This is a genomic window from Bacillus cereus group sp. Bc061 (assembly GCF_027715825.1).
GTDB lineage: Bacteria > Bacillota > Bacilli > Bacillales > Bacillaceae_G > Bacillus_A > Bacillus_A paranthracis.
In genome coordinates this window covers 57,387-80,510 of record NZ_JAQFTZ010000005.1, presented here as the reverse complement: position 1 = coordinate 80,510, position 23,124 = coordinate 57,387, and the positions used below count along the sequence as shown (strand labels likewise).

Here is a 23,124-nt window from a genome sequence, read left to right as displayed (position 1 = left end):
TATTTTTAAAATATTCTAAAAATTATTTTTTTGTGATAGTAACGAGTATTCTTTACAATTATCACGATACAAGTTCTTTCCTACATCTATCTATTTATTCGCATGTATTCTCATAATAAAAGAGCATTCCAAAAGTAAATAGTCTACTTTTAGAATGCTCTATCATTTTATCTTTCTATAGTGGATAATGAGATTCTCACTACAAAATAAGCTAAGAAACCTATATAGATCCACTTAAATATAGCCTCACTGCTTAAAAATTATTTTCCATCTTTTTCAGTCATGTACGCCCACTTGAAGCTATACTCTGGGCTAATGTTATGGTGAACGATGCCTTTTGCATTTGGTTTTTGAACGTATGCATCACCACGTTGGTATAAAGGTACAAGTGCTACATCTTGCTCAAGAAGTAATTTCTCAGCTTTTCCTAGCTCTTCCCAACGTTTCTTCGCATCACCCATTAATTCTCCGCCAGCTTTTTTGATCATATCATCATATTTCGGATCAGCGAAGCTCATTTGGTTATGAGAATGATTAGACTGGAACATATCTAAGAATGTCATTGGGTCAGCGTAGTCAGGTCCCCAACCAGCATATGATAAATCATAATCTTGCTCTGTTTCTAATTTCAGCTTTTGTTTGAATGGCTGAAGTTTAATATTAACAGTTACACCTTTTAAGTTTTTCTCAATTTGATCTTTTACATATTCCCCAACTTTTTTCGCATTACCAGTGTCATAGTTTAATAGCTCAATTGTAACTTGGTCTTTTCCAAGTTCTTTTTTCGCTTCATCCCATGCAGCTGCTGCTTTTTTTGCATCTGGTTTAATACCGTTTTTAAATGTTTCTTGGAAGTCTTTACCGTCTGGTCCAGTTGCTAATCCTTTCGGTACTAAGAAGTCCGCAGGTTTAGATCCATCATTCAAAATAACGTTTGATAGATTTTTCTTATCGATTGAAAGTGCGATGGCTTCACGTAATTTTTGGCTCTTTAACGGTGTATCTTGTCCGCCACGTTTTTGGTTCATACGTAAGAAGAATGTACTTACTTGTGAGTATGTGCCAAACTCTTCTTTATTATTTCTATACTTATCAACGAATTCACCTGATAATAGCGCAAAATCAATTGCATTTGTATCATATAAATTCACTCGAGTAGCTACTTCTTTTACTACACTATAGTTAATTTCATCTAGTTTTACAGTCTTTTTGTCCCAATATTGATCGTTTTTCTTCAGTTTCCATCCTTGCTCATGTTTCCAATCAGTAAGAACGAACGGTCCGTTATATACTGTTGTGTCAGACTCTAAACCGAATTTATCTCCTTTTTCTTTTACGAATTTCTCATTTAATGGATAGTAAGATGGGAATGCTACTAAGTTTAAGAAATATGGTACTGCTTGTTCTAATTCAACTTCTAAAGTAAGGTCGTCTACTGCCTTTACTCCTAATTCTGCTACAGGTTTTTCACCTTTATTAACCGCTTCTGCATTTTTAATTGGGAATGCGATAAATGCATACTCGGCAGCTGTTTTTGGATCTAATAGACGTTGCCAAGCATATACGAAATCTTTTGCTGTTACAGGATCACCATTTGACCATTTTGCATCTTTACGTAGTTTAAATGTATATTTTTTACCATCCTCATTCTTCGTGCTTGATTCTGCCGCAGCTGGGATTGGTTTGTTATCTTTATCTAATCGATATAAACCTTCCATTGTGTTCCCTAAAATTTGAGAACCTAATGTATCTGTATTTTTAGAAGTATCCATTGTTGGAATCTCATTTGTTTCAGTACGATTTAGTACTTGTTTCGCTGCTAATTTTTCTTCTGATTTGCTATCTCCGCCAGAGCTAGAATTTGTGCTTGTCTTCTTATCTCCACCTGATGTAGAACATGCTGTTAATGCCATACTCATTGCTAAAACTGGTGCTACAACTGCTGTTAGTTTTTTCATTTTTTTCTTTTTCACTTTCTGTACCCTCCCTAATTCTTAACGCTCTCATTTAAGAATTTTCTGATAATTCTGTTTTTCTTTATATATTTATCAGAAGATTCTTATTAACTATTATTCTACTAATTTTTCGAGTTTTGTAAAGTGTTATTATTGAAAATTTTTAAAAAATTATTTTATTACAGTAATATTCATAAAAATTCCATAATCTTTCGAAATACTATGTCTTATTGAATCTTATGTATTGATTTAATAGTCTTTATATCCTTCCACTATAAAAAACCTGTAAATTATTGTTAATAAATAATGTATATCGTAACAAACCTCTTTTCTACAAAAATAAAAAAGTCAGCAAAGCTGACTTTTTATCCGGCCATTTTCTCTTTTTTCATTTCCTCTATTACTCTCGTATACTTCTCTTCATCAAATTCATTTTCACTTTTTGCAACAACTACAGTCGCAATACCGTTACCAATTAAATTAACGATAGCACGTGCTTCTGACATGAAACGATCTACACCAAGTAATAGCGCTAACCCTTCTAATGGAATAACATTCATCGCAGATAAAGTAGACGCTAGTACAATAAAGCCTCCACCTGTTACTGCGGCTGCTCCTTTAGATGTAACTAACAAAATAGCTATTATCGTTAATTGTTGACCTAGTGAAAGATCGACGTGAAAGACTTGTGCTAAAAATATAGTAGCCATAGATAAATAAATTGTTGTTCCATCTAAGTTAAAAGAGTAACCTGTCGGAATGACTAAACCTACTACTGGCTTCGAACATCCGAAGTCTTCCATCTTTGTCATCATTCGCGGCAATACTGATTCTGATGATGATGTCCCAAGAACAATAAGTAATTCTTCTTTAATGTACGCTAAATATTTCCATAAACTAAATTTATACAATTTACAAATAAAATTTAAAACAATAAAAACAAATAATGCCATTGTCGCATATACACAAATCATTAGTTTACCAAGTGGTATGAGCGTACTTAAACCATATTTACCAATTGTAAATGCCATCCCGCCGAATGCTCCAACCGGTGCTAATTTCATAACGATTGATAAAATGTTAAAAAATACTTTCGATAACCTTTCAAAAAAGTCGATTACTGGCTGTCCATTTTTCCCTAACATCGTTAACCCTGCTCCAAATAAAATAGAGAAAAATAAAACTTGTAAAATATCACCTTTTGCAAATGCTTCAAACATGTTAGACGGCACAATATGTAAAAAGAAATCCATCCATTTCATTTCTTGTCCGCTTTGTACATATTGTGAAACATCTCCGCCCTTTAGTTTTGAAGGGTCTAATCCGTCTCCTGGACGCACAACATTCGCTACAATGATACCAATTATTAAAGCCGCTGTTGTAACAATTTCAAAATATAATAGTGCCTTCCCGCCAACACGACCTACCTTTTTCATACTTCCCATACTTGCAATACCAAGCACAATTGTTAAAAAGATAATCGGTGCAATAACCATTTTAATCATATTGATGAACGTTTCACCAATTGGCTTCATCTCTTGTCCAACACTCGGCCAAATCGCTCCTACTGCAATACCACAAATAATGGCCACAATAACTTGAAATGTTAAATTCTTTACAATTCTCATTTTTAATACTCCCTTATTTTTTCATTTCTCCCAAACTATTTTCATCAATAACATTTATTCTATGTGATGGCCCTCTGTTATGTAACTTAAACCTTAACTTTATGTTACACTATTATGTTAATTTTGAAAATAGTATATAACATTTAATGATAAACGACATACTATTAGACATAATAAAAAGCAGACATTTCGCCTGCTTCAATTTTCCTCAATCTCCTTTTCACTTAATCCTAGATGTGTTCTAAGAGTATTACTCAAACTCTGTAAATCTTTTTTATTAGGGTTATAATAATATACACGTTGGCCGTTTGAGCCATTAGGTAAGTATAAATCATCACCTGCTAATTGAATTTTTTCAACCGAACAATTTAAACCGTATTTATAAAAAGATAAAATATCATCCATTGCTAAATTTGTTTTAAAATCACCGTCAACCGCCTCAACTATTTTTTCTAGCTTCGTAATTGATCCTACACTTTTTAATTTACTTAAAATCGCTTCCATAACAAGTTGTTGCCGCTGCCCTCTCATTGCATCACTATCAATATGACGCGTTCTTGCTAATGCAAGTGCTTCTTCTCCTGTTAATTTTTGTAGTCCTTTTTTCAAATGGATCGCGTCAGGTTCATCTTTACTATTTTGCTCCGTAAATTCAACTGGGACATCTACTTCAATCCCATCTAATCCATCAACAATTTTAGTAAATGAATTAAAATTAAACTTTACAAAATAATCAACAGGCACTTGTAATAACTTTTCTACCGCTTCCACTGAAGCTTGCGGCCCTCCATCTTTACCATTTTTAACGAAACCACTTCCATATGCATGCGTTATTTTATCTTTTTTCTTTTCAACCGGAACATATGTGTATGTATCACGTGGTATGCTCGTCAATTTCACAGTCTTATCATCTTTATTAAAAGTAGCTAACAGCAGTGCATCTGTATGAAATGCACCATTATACTCCTTTTGTCGCTCTTGATTTTCATCAATTCCCATAATTAAAAGTGAAACATTATTAGTAATCGGTTTTACCGTTTCCTCACGTAAATTTGATTTTTCACCACGTGCCAAATTAACATTTGATTTTTGTACGAGATTAGAAGTTTTCATATATACGTAAGTACCATATCCAAATCCGCCAAATAGTAATATTGCTAACAATACACTTATTATCGTTGTCTTTTTATATTTTCGTTTATTTTTCTTTTCTCTTGAAGAAGAATGATTCTCCATATAGTTTCCTCCGTTTTCTATTCATCTAATATATTTTTCACTTTCTCATAATTAGTGCTTTCCTTTTGAAATGTATTCTCTTTCAATCCTTTGTTTATTTGTATCCATTCAGTTGTAATCGAATATTGAATCATACCTTCGTGGAAACTAAGGAATTTCAGCATAATCCCTGTATTTTTCTCTACAACCATTTCAAATTTCCCTCTTAAATCTTCAGATGTACTTACAGGCATTTCTATATTTATTGTCCCTTCTATTTTGTAGCAATCCAGTCCAAGATACTTCGTTTCTTTATAATTCCAATCTTTATATCGGATTAATAGATCAGCAAATTCGGATTGAATACTATACTTCGCGAATCCCACATATTCATCATCATATCTTTTTTTCTCAACTGATTTTCTCAATAACCTTCCCGTAGGATTTAATTTTAATAGTTCATAGTTTCTTTCTTTCGGGCTCCATTTTGTTTCTTTGTACGTATACTTCTCATCATCAAATTCTTTTTTCTTGCCCTCGTTATATATAATGGTTCGTTTTTTCGCTAGTTTATCTTCTTTCGAAGAGATACCTCTTTGTTGCTCCGTATCAATCGCATATTTGTATGTTGTAGCAATTCTTGACGAACTAGAATATTCCTCAAATTGTCCTGAAATATTATTAAAATGATCAATGGAATCTAGCATCTTTTCATGAATCTTTTCTTTATCTGGATAATTTGCATTTGCTTTTATTTCCTCTTCGTTTTCGTAATCAGAAAATGCCTTTTTCTTTACATATTCAAACACTCCGCCGTTTTGAGCAAAAATTTGATCAGAAAACTCCGACATAGACACAATGGAAAGTGCTAGAACAGCAGCACTTATAACCATCATATAAACTCTGTAACCTTTCTTTTTTACCGGAAGACTATGTAGTGTACGATTAATCTTTTCATTTAACTCTGGCGGTACTATAACATTCTCTTCGTTTATTCTCTTTTTTAATTTCTCATCAAATATTTTTTCATTATCCATCCTTTGCACCCCCTATTCCATCTTTAATCGTTTCTGTAGTTGTTCCCTCGCACGTGCCAATCTCGATTTCACTGTTCCTTTTGGTACCTCTAAAAGCTTCGCTATACTCTCTTGATTCATATCTTCATAATAATAAAGTACCGTAACAGCTCTTAACTCTTCATGTAACGATTGAATCGCATTACACAAATCTATATCTTCATACTGATCGCACGCACTCATATTGTAATCATTCTCTTCTGTCACAATTATCTTTTTATACGTTCTAATAATGTTGTTACATTCATTCATTAAAATTCGAATTAACCAAGTTTGAAAAAACTCTTCCTTCTTTAATTTTTTTATATTTTCATAGGCTTTTAAAATTGTTGTTTGTATCGCATCCTCTATATTTGTCTCATCACGTAACATAGCCTTTGCAATACGATACATCTTCACTTTTTCTGTATGTATAAGAGTCATAAAAGCTTCATGATCACCTTTTTTCGCTAAGGAAACATCTGTTTCTTCTTTTACCAACATTTTATATAAAGGGATTACTTTCACAATTGCTCCTCCTGTTTCATCCTCGCTTCAAATTTAACTTTACATGTATTAGACGTATGAGCCTAGAAAAAGGTTCATTTTTTTGAATATTTCCATAAAAAAAGGTAAACATTTTTCATGTTTACCTTTTTTATACGTAACTCTGAGGAGATATCCATTTGGATCGACAACTTTAAAGCAATTATTTTTTTATAAAACAATAATGACTTTTCTACATCATTTACATATAGCTGCAACTCATTCGTTTCCTCCTCATCAAAAAAAGTCCACTCATATAGTGGACTTTCTACTCTACAACGGTAAATCCCTCTTCTTAAACAATACAATCGCTACTATAAAAATACAAAGCGCTCCCGCAGCTAAACCTATACTTACCGGCCATATATTATACGTTCCTTCCGCAATTTCTTTTGGACGAAACAGTGTAAATAACGATAGACTTTTCATCCACTCTAACTTATCACTTAATTTACCTACCATATTTAGTACAAAAAATAAAATAGTTAAACTTGCTGAGTAGCTAAGTGCTTTTCTTTCATCATTACATATACAAGAAAAGAAAAATGAATATGCACTAACGACTAAAAATATGAGCCCTCCGACTATATTTATCTTTAGGAATAATTCTTTATTTAAGTTATTATCACTTAAAAACCATTCTGCACCTACTATGCCCGCTACATACGTAACAACTACAATAATTAGTAGTCCTAATATGAGAACAGAGGCTTGCGTGATTGCAATTTTCACTCTAGATACAGGTGTCGCCAATAAATATGCCATCGCCCCTTTATCTACATGCCGGGCAATTAAATGTGTTGCAACTGTAACGCAAAAAATTGTTAATATGATAATAAACAATAGACTATAGTACTCACCAGCTAAAAAATCCATTACGTTTTGAATCGGACTTTCCATGCCAACAATTTTTTTCACACTATCAGGCATAGCGCTTATTAATTCATTTAAACCTTTCGCTGATACCATTGAAGGGAATATCCAAATTAACAACCATAAATATAGAGCTGCACCAGTTGCGTAACTCAAAATACTTTTTTGCGTCTCTTTCAAACTAGCTAAAAACAATTGCTTATTCATGCTTTACCCCTTCTTTCTTATCGTAATAATGCATAAATAAATGTTCTAAATCCATCGCTCTCGTTTGAAGTGCCGTTACATTATAGTTTGAAAGTATTTGTAAAACAGTTTGATAGTTTCCTTGTACAATAATCGATGCCTCTCTACCTTTTACCGCTTCAAATTGCAAATTACATTTTGTAAGAGAATCAATCTCTTCCTCTGATGATACGGTTACATCTATCACTTGTCGTCTCATCCCTTGTAAATCATGAATATTTTCAACCGTTACAAGGCGCCCATCTTTAATAATCGCTACTCGGTCACATGTACGCTCAATCTCAGTGAAAATATGTGAAGACATAAGAATCGTTTTTCCTCTTTGCTTTTCCTCTACTATTAAATCTATAAATACTTGCTGCATAAGCGGATCGAGTCCTGAAGTCGGTTCATCTAAAATTAACACTTCCGGATCGTGCATAAATGCAGCAACAATTCCTACTTTTTGTTTCATTCCTTTAGACATTTTGCGAATTGGTGTTTTCACATCAAATTGCAGACGTTCTATTAGTTCATCTCGTCTTTTCGTATCCTTTAGCCCACGCATTCCTTGCATTAACTTCAGAAATTCTAATCCGTTCATTCCTTCAATAAAAGAAATTTCTCCTGGTAAATAACCAACTTCCCTTTGAATCTTCGCGGCGTCATTCCAACAATCTAATCCGAAAATGGAAGATTTTCCAGATGTCGATTTTATAAATCCCATTAAATTACGAATCGTTGTGGATTTCCCGGCACCATTTGGTCCTAAGTAACCGAATACTTCTCCTTCTTTTACATCAAATGTAATATGAAACAAGCCTTTTCCATTTGAAAACTGTTTTGTAACATCTTGAACTGAAATCATAATTCCACCTCATTTTTTGAAATATTTAATATGTGATATTTCAAAATTATTGTACTCCTCATCTTTTATATTCGCAACAACTTTTTGAAATATTTATATGTCTATATTTCAAAATTATTGTTTTTCATTATTTTTTCTTGTATATTTTAATTGAGGTGATTGCATTGAACGGCTTTGAAAAAGTGAAAGAAAAGAAAAAACGTGCTATTAAAGAGGCAGCCTTCTTATTATTTTCAGAACGCGGATTTAATGAAGTGAAAATAGAACATATTGCAAAAGAAGCAAACGTTTCTCAAGTTACCATTTATAATCATTTCGGAAGTAAAGATGCGTTATTTCGAGAGCTTATACAAGAATTTATTATATCTGAATTTCAATATTATAAAGATCTTGCAGCGGAAAAATTACCTTTTCATGATATGATGCAAAAAATGATTGTAAGAAAAATGAATACTGGTGGGTTATTTCAGCCGGATATGTTACTACAAATGATGCAAAGAGATGAAGAGCTCCGAAAGTTTATTTATAGTTATCAAAACGAAAAAATCTTGCCTTGGTATTTAGAAATATTAGAACAAGCACAGCAAAAAAATGAAATTAACCCTCACCTTACTAAAGAAATGATGTTACTTTACATTCAAATGTTTACTAAATTAGGTGATGATTTTGGGGTACAGCTTCTTGAAGGAGATCGCGAAAAACATATTCAAGATATTGTCACTATGTTTTTCTATGGTCTTTCTGTTCCACAAAAATAAAAAGACACGAAATTCGTGTCTTTTTATTTTACAGTGATAACTCTACCTGTTTCACTACTTTCAACCGCTAATTGAATCAGCTTAATAACTTCTAAACCTTCTTGTGCTGTTACAGGTAATTTCTCACCACTTATAATACTATCTCTTACACCTTTATAGTACATGTCATAACAGCCGACTTCTGTTGGAATACGTACTGACTCTTCTTCTGTTTCTAGAGTAGCAAAATTCTGTTCAATGTCTACCCCATAACCGTTATCGCCTGGCTTCATTCCATTTTTTAATTGTTCTTCCTGTGAATCCATACCGTATTTCACGATAGAACCTTTATCTCCATGCAGTGTAAAGTGTGGACCTGCCTTTTTCACATAACTGCTACTACGTAAAATGACACGTTTAACTCCGTAGTGAAGTACTATGTGGAAATAATCATCCACCTCTGCACCTGGGCGTTGTTTGATTATATCTGCACGTATCGCGTCTGGTTTCCCAAATAATGATAATGCTTGGTCAATTAAATGCGATCCTAAATCATATAATATTCCTGATCCTGGTAAGTTCTTTTCTCTCCAGCGATCACGTACATGTGGACGGAAACGATCAAAATGCGCTTCATATGCGTATAGGTTCCCTATTCTATTTTCTTCTAATAATTTCTTAATTGTTAAGAAATCATTATCAAAACGACGATTATGATATACACTTAATACGACATTATGCTGCTCTGCTAATGAAATAAGCTCTTCTCCTTCTTCAATTGAAACAACAAATGGTTTCTCTACAACAACATGCTTACCGTTTAATATTGCTTCTTTTACATATGGAAAATGAGTTGTATTTGGTGAAGTAATAACAACTAAGTCAATATCAGCTCGCTTCACCAATTCATCAATTGTACTCACGACGTTAGCATTCGGTAATGTTTCTTTTACTACCTCTTCTTTTGAAGATAATACGGCACGAATATCGTATTCTTCTATCGTTTGTAATAATGGGATGTGAAATGTTGTACTAGAAAATCCAAACCCTACAATCCCTACACCTATTTTTTTCATATTGCTGCCCCTCCATTTATCCCGCTATTTGTGGGTAGTAAGTCCACTTCATGAGAACGATTTCATTCAGTTATTATAACAAGATTATTATAATTTACATAATAAATTGCCTAGAAAAAAGCATCTTGCCATTATTCATGACAAGATGCTTTTTTTATTCCGGTCGTTTTTTCGTCCACGTTTCAATAACTTCACCAGTATCATTAACATCTAGTACTAAACTACCGTTACTATACCTGTCCTTATTTCGATACGCTTTCGGATCAATTTCTTCTACGATGTGTTTCTCTGTCTTCATGTAAACTAGTTCATCGTCTCTAACGATTTCAATACCGACAATGCGGTATGGATTACGTTTTAACTCTTTGAAAATAACAAGACCTCGCTTTGCCCTCGTTGATTTCTCAATTTCTGATGCTTTTAGGCGTTTTACAGCACCGCGCTGCGTTACGAGAATAAGTTGATCTTTATCAGCATTTAATGGTTTACCAGAAGCGACATAGTCATCTTCTTTTAAATTAATTGCTTTCACACCAGCGGCTCTTACACCGACTGGACTTACTTCATCTTCATGGAAAATAAGTGCATATGCACCATGTGTAGCAAGAACGATATCACTCGTTCCATCTGTCGCAAATATATCAACAACTTCATCATCTTTTTTCAAGTTTACAGCAACGAATGCTCTTGAGTAACGCTGTACTTTATATTGGTTTAATTCTGTCTTCTTAATCATACCGTTCTTCGTTACAAATACGATAAATCGCTTTTCTTCCTCAAAGTTCGGTACGACAGTTGCCCAAATAATGGTTTCATCCCGGTCAAGTGAAACGATATTAGCAACGTGCTGCCCTAAATCTTTCCAACGAATATCTGGCATTTCGTATACTGGCAGATATATATAGTTTCCTTTATTCGTAAATAAGAGGACTGTCTCTGTCGTATTCGTATCGAATCTTTCAAGTAAGATGTCACCCTCTTTCATACCGAAGTCTTTGCCATTTGAGGCATTATGTGAGCGCCATCCAGTACGTTTCACATATCCTTCTTTCGTTACAGTAACGATGACATCTTCTTGTGGGATCATCACTTCTACATCGATTTTAATTTCCTCGATTTGATCTTCAATAATCGCGCGTCGATCATCACTATATGTTTTCTTAACTCTCTTTAAATCTGTTTTAATTACTTGAAGTAATCTTTTTTCACTTTGTAAAATTGCCTGTAGCTCAATAATTTTCTTATTAAGCTCATCTGCCTCTTGTTGTAGCGCTGTAATATCTGTATTCGTTAAACGATATAATTGCAAGGATACAATTGCTTCCGCTTGCGCTTCTGTAAAACCAAATTTCGCACTTAAATTATCTTTTGCATTACGCTTATCTTTTGAAGCACGAATCGTTTCAATAACTTGGTCTAAAATCGATAATGCTTTCTTTAAACCTTCTACAATATGTTGACGATTTTCTGCCTTTCGTAATTCATATTGTGAACGTCTCGTAACAACTTCTTTTTGATGGCCAATATATGCATCTAAAATTTTCGGTAATGTCATAAGCGTTGGACGACGATTATTAATCGCTACCATATTAAAGTTATATGGAATTTGTAAATCTGTATTTTTATATAAATAATTTAAAATACCTTCAGAATTTGCTTCTTTTTTTAATTCTACGACAATGCGAAGACCTGTACGATCTGTCTCATCACGTACTTCAGCAATGCCATCTAATTTTTTATCTAGGCGTAACTCATCCATTTTCTTAACAAGGTTTGCTTTATTTACTTCGTATGGAATTTCAGTAATTACGATTTGCTGTTTCCCGCCACGAACCGTTTCAACCTCTGCTTTCCCGCGAATAATAATTTTACCTTTACCTGTTTCATACGCCTTTTTAATACCATCAATCCCTTGAATAATACCACCTGTTGGGAAATCTGGTCCTTTCATAACTGTTAATAAATCATCAACAGTACTATTCGGTTTATCAATACGCATCATTGTAGCGTCAATAACTTCTCCAAGATGATGCGGAGGAATTTCTGTTGCATAACCTGCGGAAATTCCTGTAGATCCGTTCACTAATAAGTTCGGGAACGCTGCTGGTAAAACAACCGGTTCTTCACTCGTATCATCAAAGTTTGATACGAATTCTACTGTTTCTTTATCAAGATCACGTAATAACTCCGATGCAATTGGTGATAATCGTGCTTCCGTATAACGCATTGCTGCTGCCGGATCCCCATCAACACTGCCGTTATTACCATGCATTTCAACTAAAACATTACGTACTTTCCAAGTTTGGCTTAAACGTACCATCGCCTCATATACAGAGGAATCACCATGCGGATGATAATTACCAATAACGTTACCGACTGTTTTAGCTGACTTACGGAACGCTTTATCGTGCACGTTTCCTTCTACATACATAGAATATAAAATACGTCTTTGTACTGGTTTTAAGCCGTCACGCGCATCTGGAAGTGCGCGATCTTGAATAATATATTTACTATAACGTGCAAAGCGATCACCTAACACGTCTTCAAGCGGGAGGTCATGAAACTTCTCTGCTTGCATGTTATTCCACCTCCGTCTCCATAATCATTTCATTTTCTAAAATATTTCCTTCTTCTTGCATACCAAACTGTACATTGCGCTCAATCCATTTACGGCGCGGTTCTACTTTATCGCCCATTAATGTTGTTACGCGGCGCTCTGCCCTCGCTGCATCATCAATTTTCACGCGAATTAATGTACGCGTTTCAGGATTCATCGTTGTTTCCCATAATTGATCCGCATTCATTTCGCCAAGTCCTTTATAACGCTGTAACATGTAACCTTTTCCAACTTTTTTCGTTACTTCATCTAATTCATCATCTGACCATGCGTATTCAATTACTTCACTTTTTCCTTTTCCTTTACTTACTTTGTATAAAGGAGGAAGTGCGATAAACACTTTACCAGCTTCGATAAGTGGTTTCATATATCTGTAGAAGAATGTTAATAACAATACTTGAATATGCGCTCCGTCTGTATCGGCATCGGTCATGATTACAACTTTATCGTAGTTAATGTCTTCCACATCGAATTCATTGCCTACACCGCCGCCAATCGCATAAATAATTGTATTAATCTCTTCATTTTTAAAGATATCAGCAAGCTTTGCTTTTTCTGTATTAATTACTTTACCACGCAATGGTAATACCGCTTGGAAGCGTCGATCTCGCCCTTGTTTTGCAGAACCACCGGCAGAGTCACCCTCTACTAGGTATAGTTCATTTTTCTGCGGGTTACGTGATTGTGCAGGTGTTAACTTACCACTTAATGTACCTTCTGATTTCTTTTTCTTTTTACCAGTACGCGCTTCCTCTCTCGCTTTACGAGCAGCTTCACGTGCTTGCGCTGCTTTAATTGCTTTTCTCACAAGAAGTGTGGCTACGTCCGGGTTTTCTTCTAAAAAGTAAGCTAAATGCTCTGATACAATGGCATCAATTGAAGAACGAGCTTCACTTGTACCTAGTTTCCCTTTTGTTTGCCCTTCAAACTGAAGTACTTCTTCTGGTACACGTACAGAAACGATAGCCGCTACACCTTCACGAATATCTGTACCTTCTAAGTTTTTATCTTTTTCTTTTAATAGTGAAACTTTGCGAGCATACTCATTGAACACACGCGTCATCGCTGTCTTAAATCCAGCTTCATGTGTTCCACCATCTTTTGTACGTACATTATTTACAAACGAAAGAATATTTTCTGAGTAGCCATCGTTAAATTGAAATGCTAGTTCTGCTTCAATCCCATTTTGTTCACCAGTGAAGTATACAACTGGGTGAATTGAATCTTTTTCTTCGTTTAAATAGGAAACGAAAGCTTCAATTCCTGTTTCATAATGAAAGACATCTTCTAAATCATTTCTTTCATCTTTTATTGAGATTTTCATCCCTTTTAATAAGAATGCAGATTCACGTAATCTCTCACATAATGTTTCATAATTGTAATTTGTTGTGCTGAAAATCGTTGTATCTGGTTTGAAATGCATTGTCGTACCAGATTCTTTCGTCTTTCCGATTTTCTCAAGCGTCGTTACAGGAACACCGCCATTTTCAAAGCGTTGTTCATAAATATTTCCGTCACGCTTAATCGTTACGACTAACCATTCAGATAAGGCGTTTACAACTGACGCCCCAACACCGTGTAAACCACCACTGGTTTTGTAACCACCTTGACCAAACTTACCACCGGCATGAAGTACAGTTAAAATAACTTCTGGTGTAGGTTTTCCAAGCTTATGCATTCCCGTAGGCATTCCTCGCCCTTTATCTATAACGCTAATACTATTATCTTTATGTATTACGACAGAAATTTCGTCGCCAAATCCCGCTAACGCTTCATCAACGGAGTTATCTACTATTTCGTATACTAAATGATGCAATCCACGGCTGTCCGTGCTCCCGATATACATACCCGGGCGTTTTCGAACGGCTTCAAGTCCTTCTAACACTTGAATCGCATCTTCATTATATTGGAACTGATGCTTCGCCAAACTCCTTGCCCCTTTCCTAATCCAAAATCAGAACATATGTTTCCATTATAGAATAACGCCTCGACTATAGTTTTGGCAAGTTATCTTATCTCTTTTATATACCATTTTCAATAGAAAAATCCTTGTTTTTTCACAAGGATTCCTCTAGGCTACTATTTCAGAAAAATAATCGTTTGTCAACGAGAAATGGATATGTATTCCAAGATTACACATTCCAAACCTTTATTATGATCCAAATGATCAAGATCCAAAACGGGATTACAAGTAACAATCCCCAAAAACAGCCTTTAAAAAATCTCATGATGAACACCTCGTTCATCGGCCCTACTTATTATCATGAGGGCTGAAGCAATCTTCCTACCTTTACAATCTATACTATTTTGTCATCGCATGTTCTACTTTTATACAACGATCCATTATTACAGTATAGTCTTTTTCTTTTAAAAGTTTGTATGTATCTTCATCTTGTACTCCTAATTGTGCCCAAAAAACATCTGCATCAATCTCTACAAATTCTTTTGCAACATCCATTAAAAACTCTGAGCGACGAAATACATTTACAATGTCAACGTGTTCCTTAATATCCTTTAGTGAAGCAACTGCCTTTTCTCCAAGCACCTCATCTACTGTTGGGTTAACTGGAATAATGCGGTATCCAGCATCTTGCATTGCTTTTGAAACCATATACGATGTACGTTCTGGCTTATCCGATAAACCAACAACTGCAATCGTTTTGCTTTTCTTTAATACTTCACCAATTTCCGTACGAGTTGGGTTTTCAATTGTCATAAATTATCCCTCCTATTCCTTTAGTATAGCCGATAAAGAAAGTCTCTTTCAATATGAAAGAGACTTTCTTTTATTCCGATTATTGATTCTTTGTAGCTGAGTTATCTGCTAAAGTAGCTGTTTTCGTCATTTTTTGACCGTTACGATAGAATGTAACTTCTACCTTCTCTCCTACTTTTTTCTTTTCATATAAATATTTACGGAATTGAAGTGAATTTTCTACTTTTTGATTATCTAATGCTACTACAATATCATATTGCTCTAAACCTGCTTTTTCAGCCGGTGATATTGGGTAAATTTTACCTAATACAACACCGTTTGTTACTTCTTTCGGTACTTTCAATTGATTGACTGCATAAGCTTGCACATCTTCTAATGAAACAACACCTACTCCAAGCGCTGGACGTTTTACTACTCCATCTTTTTCAAGAGATTCAATAACTGGTTTTGCGATATTAATTGGAATAGCAAATCCAATTCCTTCAACTTCTTGTTGTGCAATTTTACTTGAATTAATCCCAATTATTTCTCCGTTTTGGTTAAATAACGCACCACCACTATTACCAGGGTTAATTGCTGCATCTGTTTGAATAACTTGAGCATTCCAATCTGCACGTTTATCGCCATCAATATCAACCGGAATTTCGCGTTCTTTACTACTAATAATACCTTCCGTTACACTTCCATCAAATCCTAGTGGGTTACCGATTGCAATTGCTTTTTCACCCGCACGGATTTTACTAGAATCACCTAAAGTGGCAACTTTATTTACATTAGCACCATCAATTTCAACAACAGCTAAATCTAACCAAGGGTCTTTCCCTACAAGCTTCGCATCTACCTTCTTGCCATCACTCAGTTTTACAGCAAGTTTATTTGCACCATCTACTACATGATTGTTCGTTACAATATATGCTTTATTTCCTGCCTTTTTATAAATAACACCTGATCCTGAACCAGCTTGTTGTTCTTGACCCGTCGGTTGCATTGCAAATGGATCAATACTTTGTTGCATATTAATAACACCTACAACAACATCTTTCGCGCCTTCAATCATACCAGGTAAGTCCGTTTCATTTTTTGCTTTATTGACAACAGGAACTACAGTACCTTCAACTTTTGAATCTGAACTAAAAGATGATACAGTCGCTCCATTATTTTGAGCCCATGGCATATATGGTGCCGCAAAACTAATTGAAACAGCCCCAACTACAGCTCCGACTAAACCTGTGAAAAAATAGCCTTTTTTACTGCCCGATTTTCTCACTTCTCTCGTTTCACTATGCTCTTCATTTAAATTTGGTCCGTCGTAATATCCCATGTTTACTTCCCCTCTCTAGTGAATTCGTATTTTTAGTATAGTCACGTTTTGTGTCCTTCTTGTGAACTCATCGTGAAATCCAATTAAAAAAATACACTTATTTAACATTGTAGACAAAAAAAGCATTTTTTGTACATTCCACCTGCAAAAGAGGATATAAAATTGTTATTTTCCTAGACTGAAGCACACAATACGTTCCAAGTTATTCTTCAAATTTATAACCAACACGAATAACAGTACCGATATGCTTCGCTTTATCTCCTAGCTTATTTCGTAGTTTTTTAATATGAGTATCAACAGTTCGGTCATCACCGTAATAGTCATATCCCCATAACTGATCTAATAAATGTTGACGTGACAACACAATTCCTTTGTTCTCCATTAAATAAACGAGAAGTTCAAATTCTTTATGTGTTAATATAATTTCTTCTCCATCTACTAAAACAGTTCTAGATAGACGATTCACTTCTATTCCAGCTAAAGACATAGCATTTTCTTCTGCTACCCCTACCACGCCATCCGCACGTTTCAGTAACGTCTTCGCGCGAGCTACTAACACTTTCGGGCTGAAAGGTTTCGTTACATATTCATCTGCACCTAATTCGAACCCTAGTAATGTATCATCCTCATCCGAACGTGCTGTTAGCATAATAATTGGTACTGCTGATTCTTTTCTAATTCGTCTACAAACAGACCATCCATCTATTTCTGGTAACATAATATCTAACATAATTAAATCAATTTCATGCTCTGCAAATAATTCTAACGCTTTTTTTCCGTCTTCTGCTTCGATTACTTCAAAGCCTTCATTGCGAAAATAATCGCTGACAATTTCACGTAATCTTCTTTCATCTTCAACAAGTAATACTGTTTTATTCATAATAATCTATCCCGCCTTTTTACTCTTTCAATCGAATAATACGTTGATTGGAGCTTCCGCGAAATGGAAGTGTTAAATCTTTTTTCTCGATTTCAAATCTTCCATCGACTAAAACATCCCCATAATGTAACAACTCTATCATATCATTATTTTGAGAACTCTGTATCTCTTCTAACGTATAACCTGTATACATCCATAGATTTTTTTTCAAATCTTTCACAGCTTTTGCTACTTTTTTCACTTCAGCAGCTTGGAAAAATGGATCTCCACCTGAAAATGTTACATCAGTTAATGGATTACTTGCAATCTCTTTCACAATTTCTTCTACTGTCATTTCAGTTCCATTACAAATATTCCACGATTTCGGATTATGGCAACCGAAACAACGATGCGGACAGCCCGCAAAAAACACGACTGTCCGCAACCCTTCTCCATCTACTACACTATCATGAATGATGTTCATCACTTTCATTTATGTTTCACCCGATCCATCTCTTCACTACGTTTCGCACTATTCCACTTCGACATATCTCCTACAAGATAACCTGTTATACGGCGAATTCTTTCTATATTAGCCTCATCTTCATTTCCGCAGCTCGGACATTCATTTCCAATAACTCCGTGATAACTACAGCACTTACAACGGTCAACAGGGTGATTAATTGAACCGTATCCAACGCCATGTTCTGCCATCGCTTGTACAATTTGTTTTAATGCCTTTTTGTTATGCATTGCTGCTCCATCTAGTTCAATATACGTAATATGTCCCCCGTTACATAGAGCGTGGAACGGGCCTTCTAAACGAATTTTATTTATCGCTTGCATGTTATAATAAACTGGAATATGGAATGAATTCGTATAGTAATTATGATTTGTTATACCGCTAATCACGCCAAATTCTTCTCTATCTTTTTTCACAAACTTCCCTGATAATCCTTCTGCCGGAGTTGCAATTACCGAGAAATTCAGTTCATGTTCTTCTGTCGCTTTATCCATTCTATCTCTCATAAAGGAAATGATTTCATACCCGAGTTTCCATGATTCTTCATCTTCTCCATGATGCTTTCCTGTTAAAGCTACTAAACACTCCGCAAGACCGATAAAACCAAGACTTAACGTCCCTTGCTTTAAAATGGATGCTACAGAATCTTCAGGCTGTAACTTTTCTCCACCGCGCCATACACCTTGTGAGTATAAAAATCGAAAATCTCTTGCTCGTTTCGTACATTGATACTCAAATCGCTCTAATAATTGCTTAATTCCTAAATCTAAATAATAATTTAACGCTTCAAAAAACGCTTCTTTTGAACCACTAATTAATGCTAATTTCACTAAGTTAATAGATGTAAATGATAAATTCCCTCTTCCAATCGCCGTTTCTTCTCCATGTATGTTCGACATAACACGAGTACGACATCCCATGTAACATACTTCACTTTCCGGTCGTCCATCATAATGCACAGCATTAAATGGCGCATCTAAAAATGAAAAGTTAGGGAATAATCGTTCAGCCGTTGTCTCTAACGCTAATTCAAATAAATCATAGTTCGGATCACTTTCTTCAAAGTTCACACCTTTTTTCATTTTAAAAATTTGAATAGGAAAAATTGGTGTTTCTCCTTTACCAAGACCAGCTTGTGTCGCTTTTAAAAGTTGTTTAATTAAAAGTCTTCCTTCTTTTGATGTGTCTGTTCCATAATTAATAGAAATAAACGGTACTTGCCCGCCGCCCCTACTATGCATACTATTTGAATTATGAATGAAAGCCTCACAAGCCTGATACGTATCATTTTCTGTTTCTTTCCACGCAAATTCTTCTATTTGTTCTTTCGTGAGCGGATATGACTGTAATCGTTTCTTATGTCTCTCTACGGTTTTTCTCACATATGGAGCTAAATCAACATCAAAGAGTGCAAACGATTGACCACCGTGCTGCATATTTTGATTCGCTTGAAAAATAATAGATGAAAGAGCTAATGCACTTTTAATGTCTTGCGGTTGTCTCATATGTCCATGTCCGGTATGAAAACCGTTCGCAAGCATTTGCGCTAACGGAATTTGTGAACAAGTCGTCGTTCCTGTCGCATAAAAATCTAAATCATGTGGATATAATATATTTTCATTTATCGCTTTTTTCACTTGATCTGACAATAAATTTTCCACAGCATAATATTTTGCACTCTCAGATGCGAACGTTCCCATTACTCCCATTGGAGAGCGGCCGTCTACATTTGCATTTTCTTGCATTAAATCTTGTTCATTGCCGTGGACAATCGTCTCAAACACTCTCATTAATTCTTCTCCACGTGTATTTTTTTGTAACATTTATAACCCTCCACCAATATGTTGTTGTCTTTTGATTAAAATGTTACTACATATAGTCTTATTGTTTCTGTGAGAAATGTAACATTCCTGTGAAATTTTTTGCACGAAATAATGAATTTTTCATTTACAAAAAAGAAATGTGCTCTTTACAAATGTATGGTACAATATACGGGAAAAACTCTTTTTACCCTTTATCAACACATTTGAATAAAGGAGACTGAACTTATGGTTACTACATATCTTTTATTTATCGTTGCCTACTTACTTGGCTCGATTCCATTTGCACTAGTCGTTGGAAAGATTGGTTATGGAATTGACATTCGTGAGCACGGAAGCGGTAATTTAGGCGGAACAAATACATTCCGCACATTAGGGAAAAAAGCAGGTTTTATCGTTACAATTGCTGACATTTTAAAAGGTACATTAGCAACGAGTCTACCGATTATTTTCGCGTTAGATGTTCATCCACTATGGTTCGGATTAGCAGCTGTTCTTGGACATGTGTATCCGATTTTCGCGAAATTCCGTGGTGGTAAAGCAGTTGCAACTTCTGCTGGCGTGCTATTATGCTACTCACCAGTTGTTTTTGCAATTTTAGCTGTTGTCTTTTTCAGCCTTTTATTTACAACAAGATACGTATCACTTTCTTCTATGGTAACAGCTGTCGTTGCCGTTATCGCATCAATTGTTAGCGGGGATAAAATCTTCATTATTGCGATGTGTTTATTAGCAGGTATGGTTATTTATAAACACCGTGCAAATATTGGACGAATTATAAATAAAACTGAACCGAAAGCAAACTTTTCAAAAAAGCAAAAATAAGATCGTAACCCACATAACGCAAAAAGAAAACGTGAAGCATATTAATAGCGTCTTTTTGCGTTATTTTTTATACTAAAGAAAAAGCAACATAATTTGGAGGAACTATACATGAATCTTTCCGTAACAAAAGAAGCAGCACAATGGTATAAAAACGAATTAAACTTACAATCAGGTGAAACACTACGCTTTTTCGTACAATACGGTGGTTGCAGTACTGTGCAAAAAGGACTTTCTTTAGGTATTCGTAAAGATGATCCTGCACATCCTGCTGTGCAAATTCAAGAAGAAGATATTAACTTCTTTATTGAAAGCGATGATGAGTGGTTCTTCGATGGACATAATTTAGTTGTTACATTTAACGACGGTGATGATTTCCCGCAATTTAATTATGAAAAATAAAAAAACGTGGCTTCCGCCACGCTTTTTTATTTTTTCTTAATTTCCTCATATTTCGCATACCACTCTGGATAGAACTTTTTAAATGATACAGGGCGGAACCCTTCTTTTTTTGCACAAATATTCGTTGTACTTGCAGTAATACAAAGTTCGCCATCACCATTATAAATTTCATATCCATATACAACGCGAAGCGGGCTCACTGTATCAACCCACGTTTTTACAATTGCTTTTTCCCCGTAGCGCATCGCTTTACGATAAGAAATTTGCAAATCTAAAACAGGAGAAATAATTCCTTCCTTCTCCATTTCAACATATGAAAACCCTAAATCTTGTATAAGTTTCGTGCGACCTAGTTCAAGCCACACTAAATAGTTTGAATGGTAAACAACACCCATTTGATCTGTTTCCGCATAACGGATTTCAACTTCATGTTCTGCTACAAACATATGTATTCGCCTTCTTTCACTTCTGGTGCCTTACATACATTTAATCATAATACAGTGACATCAAAAATAAAATAAAAATAGTGAATCTTTTACCGAAAGGAGCAAGCATATGATTCAAATTGTAACGGTTCGTAGCGGTGATAGCGTATATAGCTTGGCATCAAAATATGGATCAACACCTGACGAGATAGTAAAAGACAATGGATTAAATCCAGCTGAAACACTCGTTGTTGGTCAGGCACTAATTGTGAATACGAAAGGAAATAATTATTATGTACAGCCTGGCGATAGCTTATATCGAATCTCTCAAACATATAACGTTCCTCTCGCTAGTTTAGCTAAAGTGAATAATTTATCTTTAAAATCCATTCTCCATGTTGGCCAGCAATTATATATTCCAAAAGGGACGAAACGAGCAGTAGAATCCATCGCTTATTTACAACCTTCAACTATCCCCATTAAAGAAAGTTTAGTTAATTCTACACGTGCTATTAATCCATTTTTAACATACTTAGCCTACTTCAGTTTCGAGGCAAAAAGAGATGGTACGTTAAAAGAACCAACTGAAACAGCTAAAATTGCTAATATTGCAACGCAAGGAAACACCATTCCTATGCTCGTTATTACAAATATTGAAAATGGAAACTTTAGTGCCGATCTAACATCCGTTATTTTACGTGATGCAACGATTCAAAATAAATTTATTACAAACATTTTGCAAACAGCTGAGAAGTACGGTATGCGAGACATTCATTTTGATTTCGAGAGCGTGGCACCTGAAGATCGCGAAGCGTATAATCGTTTTTTACGAAATGTGAAAACACGCTTACCTAATGGGTACACACTAAGTACAACACTTGTACCGAAAACAAGTTCAAATCAAAAGGGAAAATTTTTCGAAGCTCATGATTATAAAGCACAAGGTCAAATTGTTGATTTCGTCGTCATTATGACATACGACTGGGGTTGGCAGGGCGGACCACCGATGGCTATTTCTCCTATCGGTCCTGTAAAAGAAGTACTTCAATACGCAAAATCTCAAATGCCTCCGCAAAAAATTATGATGGGACAAAATTTATACGGATTCGATTGGAAACTTCCATTCAAAGAAGGAAATCCGCCTGCAAAAGCAATTAGCTCTGTCGCAGCTGTTGCACTAGCTCGTAAATACAATGTTCCGATCCGCTATGATTTCACAGCACAGGCTCCTCATTTTAATTATTTCGATGAAAATGGTGTACAACACGAAGTTTGGTTTGAAGATTCACGGTCTGTTCAAAGTAAGTTTAATTTAATGAAAGAACAAGGTATAGGTGGTATTAGTTATTGGAAGATTGGTTTACCATTCCCGCAAAATTGGCGTTTACTCGTTGAAAACTTTACGATTACGAAAAAGGGCTGACAAAAGTCAGCCCTTTTT

General features: G+C 35.0%; 20 protein-coding genes. 4 read left to right on the top strand and 16 right to left on the bottom strand.

What is annotated here, in order from left to right; translation table 11 throughout:
* Positions 1-260: 260 nt before the first annotated feature.
* The 7 genes from PDQ40_RS18265 to PDQ40_RS18235 all read right to left on the bottom strand — a co-directional run bounded on the left by PDQ40_RS18265 (position 261) and on the right by PDQ40_RS18235 (position 8,365).
* Entirely contained in the window at positions 261-1,973 is a 1,713-nt protein-coding gene (locus tag PDQ40_RS18265; protein ID WP_270691557.1) for a peptide ABC transporter substrate-binding protein, read from the bottom strand.
* A gap of 347 nt (positions 1,974-2,320) precedes the next feature.
* The gene (locus PDQ40_RS18260; RefSeq protein WP_001223624.1) at positions 2,321-3,583 is read right to left on the bottom strand and encodes a dicarboxylate/amino acid:cation symporter; all 1,263 of its coding nucleotides are present in this window, start codon (positions 3,581-3,583) and stop codon (positions 2,321-2,323) included.
* 198 nt (positions 3,584-3,781) lie between these two features.
* Positions 3,782-4,819, bottom strand: coding sequence for an LCP family protein (locus PDQ40_RS18255; RefSeq protein ID WP_000427601.1), 1,038 nt, complete (start codon positions 4,817-4,819; stop codon positions 3,782-3,784).
* Between the two features lie 17 nt (positions 4,820-4,836).
* On the bottom strand, positions 4,837-5,835 hold the full coding sequence (locus PDQ40_RS18250) for a hypothetical protein (protein WP_000368232.1): 999 nt from the start codon (positions 5,833-5,835) through the stop codon (positions 4,837-4,839).
* A 12-nt stretch (positions 5,836-5,847) separates the two neighbouring features.
* Positions 5,848-6,381: a sigma-70 family RNA polymerase sigma factor gene (locus PDQ40_RS18245; protein ID WP_000864753.1), complete on the bottom strand. Its 534-nt coding sequence runs from the start codon at positions 6,379-6,381 to the stop codon at positions 5,848-5,850.
* 291 nt (positions 6,382-6,672) lie between these two features.
* Positions 6,673-7,479: an ABC transporter permease subunit gene (locus PDQ40_RS18240; RefSeq protein ID WP_001041449.1), complete on the bottom strand. Its 807-nt coding sequence runs from the start codon at positions 7,477-7,479 to the stop codon at positions 6,673-6,675.
* The gene (locus tag PDQ40_RS18235; protein WP_000626578.1) at positions 7,472-8,365 is read right to left on the bottom strand and encodes an ABC transporter ATP-binding protein; all 894 of its coding nucleotides are present in this window, start codon (positions 8,363-8,365) and stop codon (positions 7,472-7,474) included. Before PDQ40_RS18235 ends, PDQ40_RS18240 begins: the two co-directional genes overlap by 8 nt.
* 155 nt (positions 8,366-8,520) lie before the next feature.
* Between PDQ40_RS18235 and PDQ40_RS18230 the strand changes: the two genes are divergently transcribed.
* The gene (locus tag PDQ40_RS18230) at positions 8,521-9,123 is read left to right on the top strand and encodes a TetR/AcrR family transcriptional regulator (RefSeq protein WP_113732406.1); all 603 of its coding nucleotides are present in this window, start codon (positions 8,521-8,523) and stop codon (positions 9,121-9,123) included.
* A 23-nt stretch (positions 9,124-9,146) separates the two neighbouring features.
* Here the strand turns inward: PDQ40_RS18230 and PDQ40_RS18225 are convergent, their stop codons facing one another.
* The 8 genes from PDQ40_RS18225 to PDQ40_RS18190 all read right to left on the bottom strand — a co-directional run bounded on the left by PDQ40_RS18225 (position 9,147) and on the right by PDQ40_RS18190 (position 20,037).
* Positions 9,147-10,178: an oxidoreductase gene (locus tag PDQ40_RS18225; protein WP_000719756.1), complete on the bottom strand. Its 1,032-nt coding sequence runs from the start codon at positions 10,176-10,178 to the stop codon at positions 9,147-9,149.
* Positions 10,179-10,332: 154 nt separating this feature from the next.
* Positions 10,333-12,756: a DNA topoisomerase IV subunit A gene (gene parC, locus PDQ40_RS18220; protein WP_001147475.1), complete on the bottom strand. Its 2,424-nt coding sequence runs from the start codon at positions 12,754-12,756 to the stop codon at positions 10,333-10,335.
* A gap of 1 nt (position 12,757) precedes the next feature.
* Complete coding sequence (gene parE, locus PDQ40_RS18215; RefSeq protein ID WP_001062205.1) at positions 12,758-14,722, bottom strand: DNA topoisomerase IV subunit B; 1,965 nt, start codon at positions 14,720-14,722, stop codon at positions 12,758-12,760.
* Positions 14,723-15,097: 375 nt separating this feature from the next.
* Positions 15,098-15,511, bottom strand: coding sequence for a CoA-binding protein (locus tag PDQ40_RS18210; RefSeq protein WP_000151382.1), 414 nt, complete (start codon positions 15,509-15,511; stop codon positions 15,098-15,100).
* A gap of 79 nt (positions 15,512-15,590) precedes the next feature.
* On the bottom strand, positions 15,591-16,832 hold the full coding sequence (locus tag PDQ40_RS18205) for a S1C family serine protease (RefSeq protein ID WP_000542648.1): 1,242 nt from the start codon (positions 16,830-16,832) through the stop codon (positions 15,591-15,593).
* A 202-nt stretch (positions 16,833-17,034) separates the two neighbouring features.
* The gene (locus tag PDQ40_RS18200) at positions 17,035-17,712 is read right to left on the bottom strand and encodes a response regulator transcription factor (protein WP_001044683.1); all 678 of its coding nucleotides are present in this window, start codon (positions 17,710-17,712) and stop codon (positions 17,035-17,037) included.
* Between the two features lie 19 nt (positions 17,713-17,731).
* Positions 17,732-18,184: an anaerobic ribonucleoside-triphosphate reductase activating protein gene (gene nrdG, locus PDQ40_RS18195; protein WP_000867061.1), complete on the bottom strand. Its 453-nt coding sequence runs from the start codon at positions 18,182-18,184 to the stop codon at positions 17,732-17,734.
* Positions 18,181-20,037 (bottom strand): anaerobic ribonucleoside triphosphate reductase, encoded by a 1,857-nt coding sequence (locus tag PDQ40_RS18190; protein WP_000939608.1) that lies wholly within the window; start codon positions 20,035-20,037, stop codon positions 18,181-18,183. Before PDQ40_RS18190 ends, nrdG begins: the two co-directional genes overlap by 4 nt.
* 225 nt (positions 20,038-20,262) lie before the next feature.
* On the opposite strand from PDQ40_RS18190, the gene plsY reads away from it, so the two are divergent.
* Positions 20,263-20,859, top strand: coding sequence for a glycerol-3-phosphate 1-O-acyltransferase PlsY (gene plsY / locus PDQ40_RS18185; protein WP_000258966.1), 597 nt, complete (start codon positions 20,263-20,265; stop codon positions 20,857-20,859).
* Positions 20,860-20,967: 108 nt separating this feature from the next.
* On the top strand, positions 20,968-21,258 hold the full coding sequence (locus PDQ40_RS18180) for a HesB/YadR/YfhF family protein (RefSeq protein WP_001054442.1): 291 nt from the start codon (positions 20,968-20,970) through the stop codon (positions 21,256-21,258).
* A 26-nt stretch (positions 21,259-21,284) separates the two neighbouring features.
* Here the strand turns inward: PDQ40_RS18180 and PDQ40_RS18175 are convergent, their stop codons facing one another.
* A complete protein-coding gene (locus PDQ40_RS18175; protein WP_000495810.1) occupies positions 21,285-21,704 on the bottom strand; it encodes an acyl-CoA thioesterase in 420 nt (139 codons plus the stop codon).
* Between the two features lie 109 nt (positions 21,705-21,813).
* On the opposite strand from PDQ40_RS18175, the gene PDQ40_RS18170 reads away from it, so the two are divergent.
* Positions 21,814-23,106 carry a glycosyl hydrolase family 18 protein gene (locus tag PDQ40_RS18170; RefSeq protein WP_000614849.1) on the top strand — a complete coding sequence of 431 codons (1,293 nt, stop codon included), beginning with the start codon at positions 21,814-21,816 and terminating at the stop codon, positions 23,104-23,106.
* Positions 23,107-23,124 lie beyond the last annotated feature (18 nt).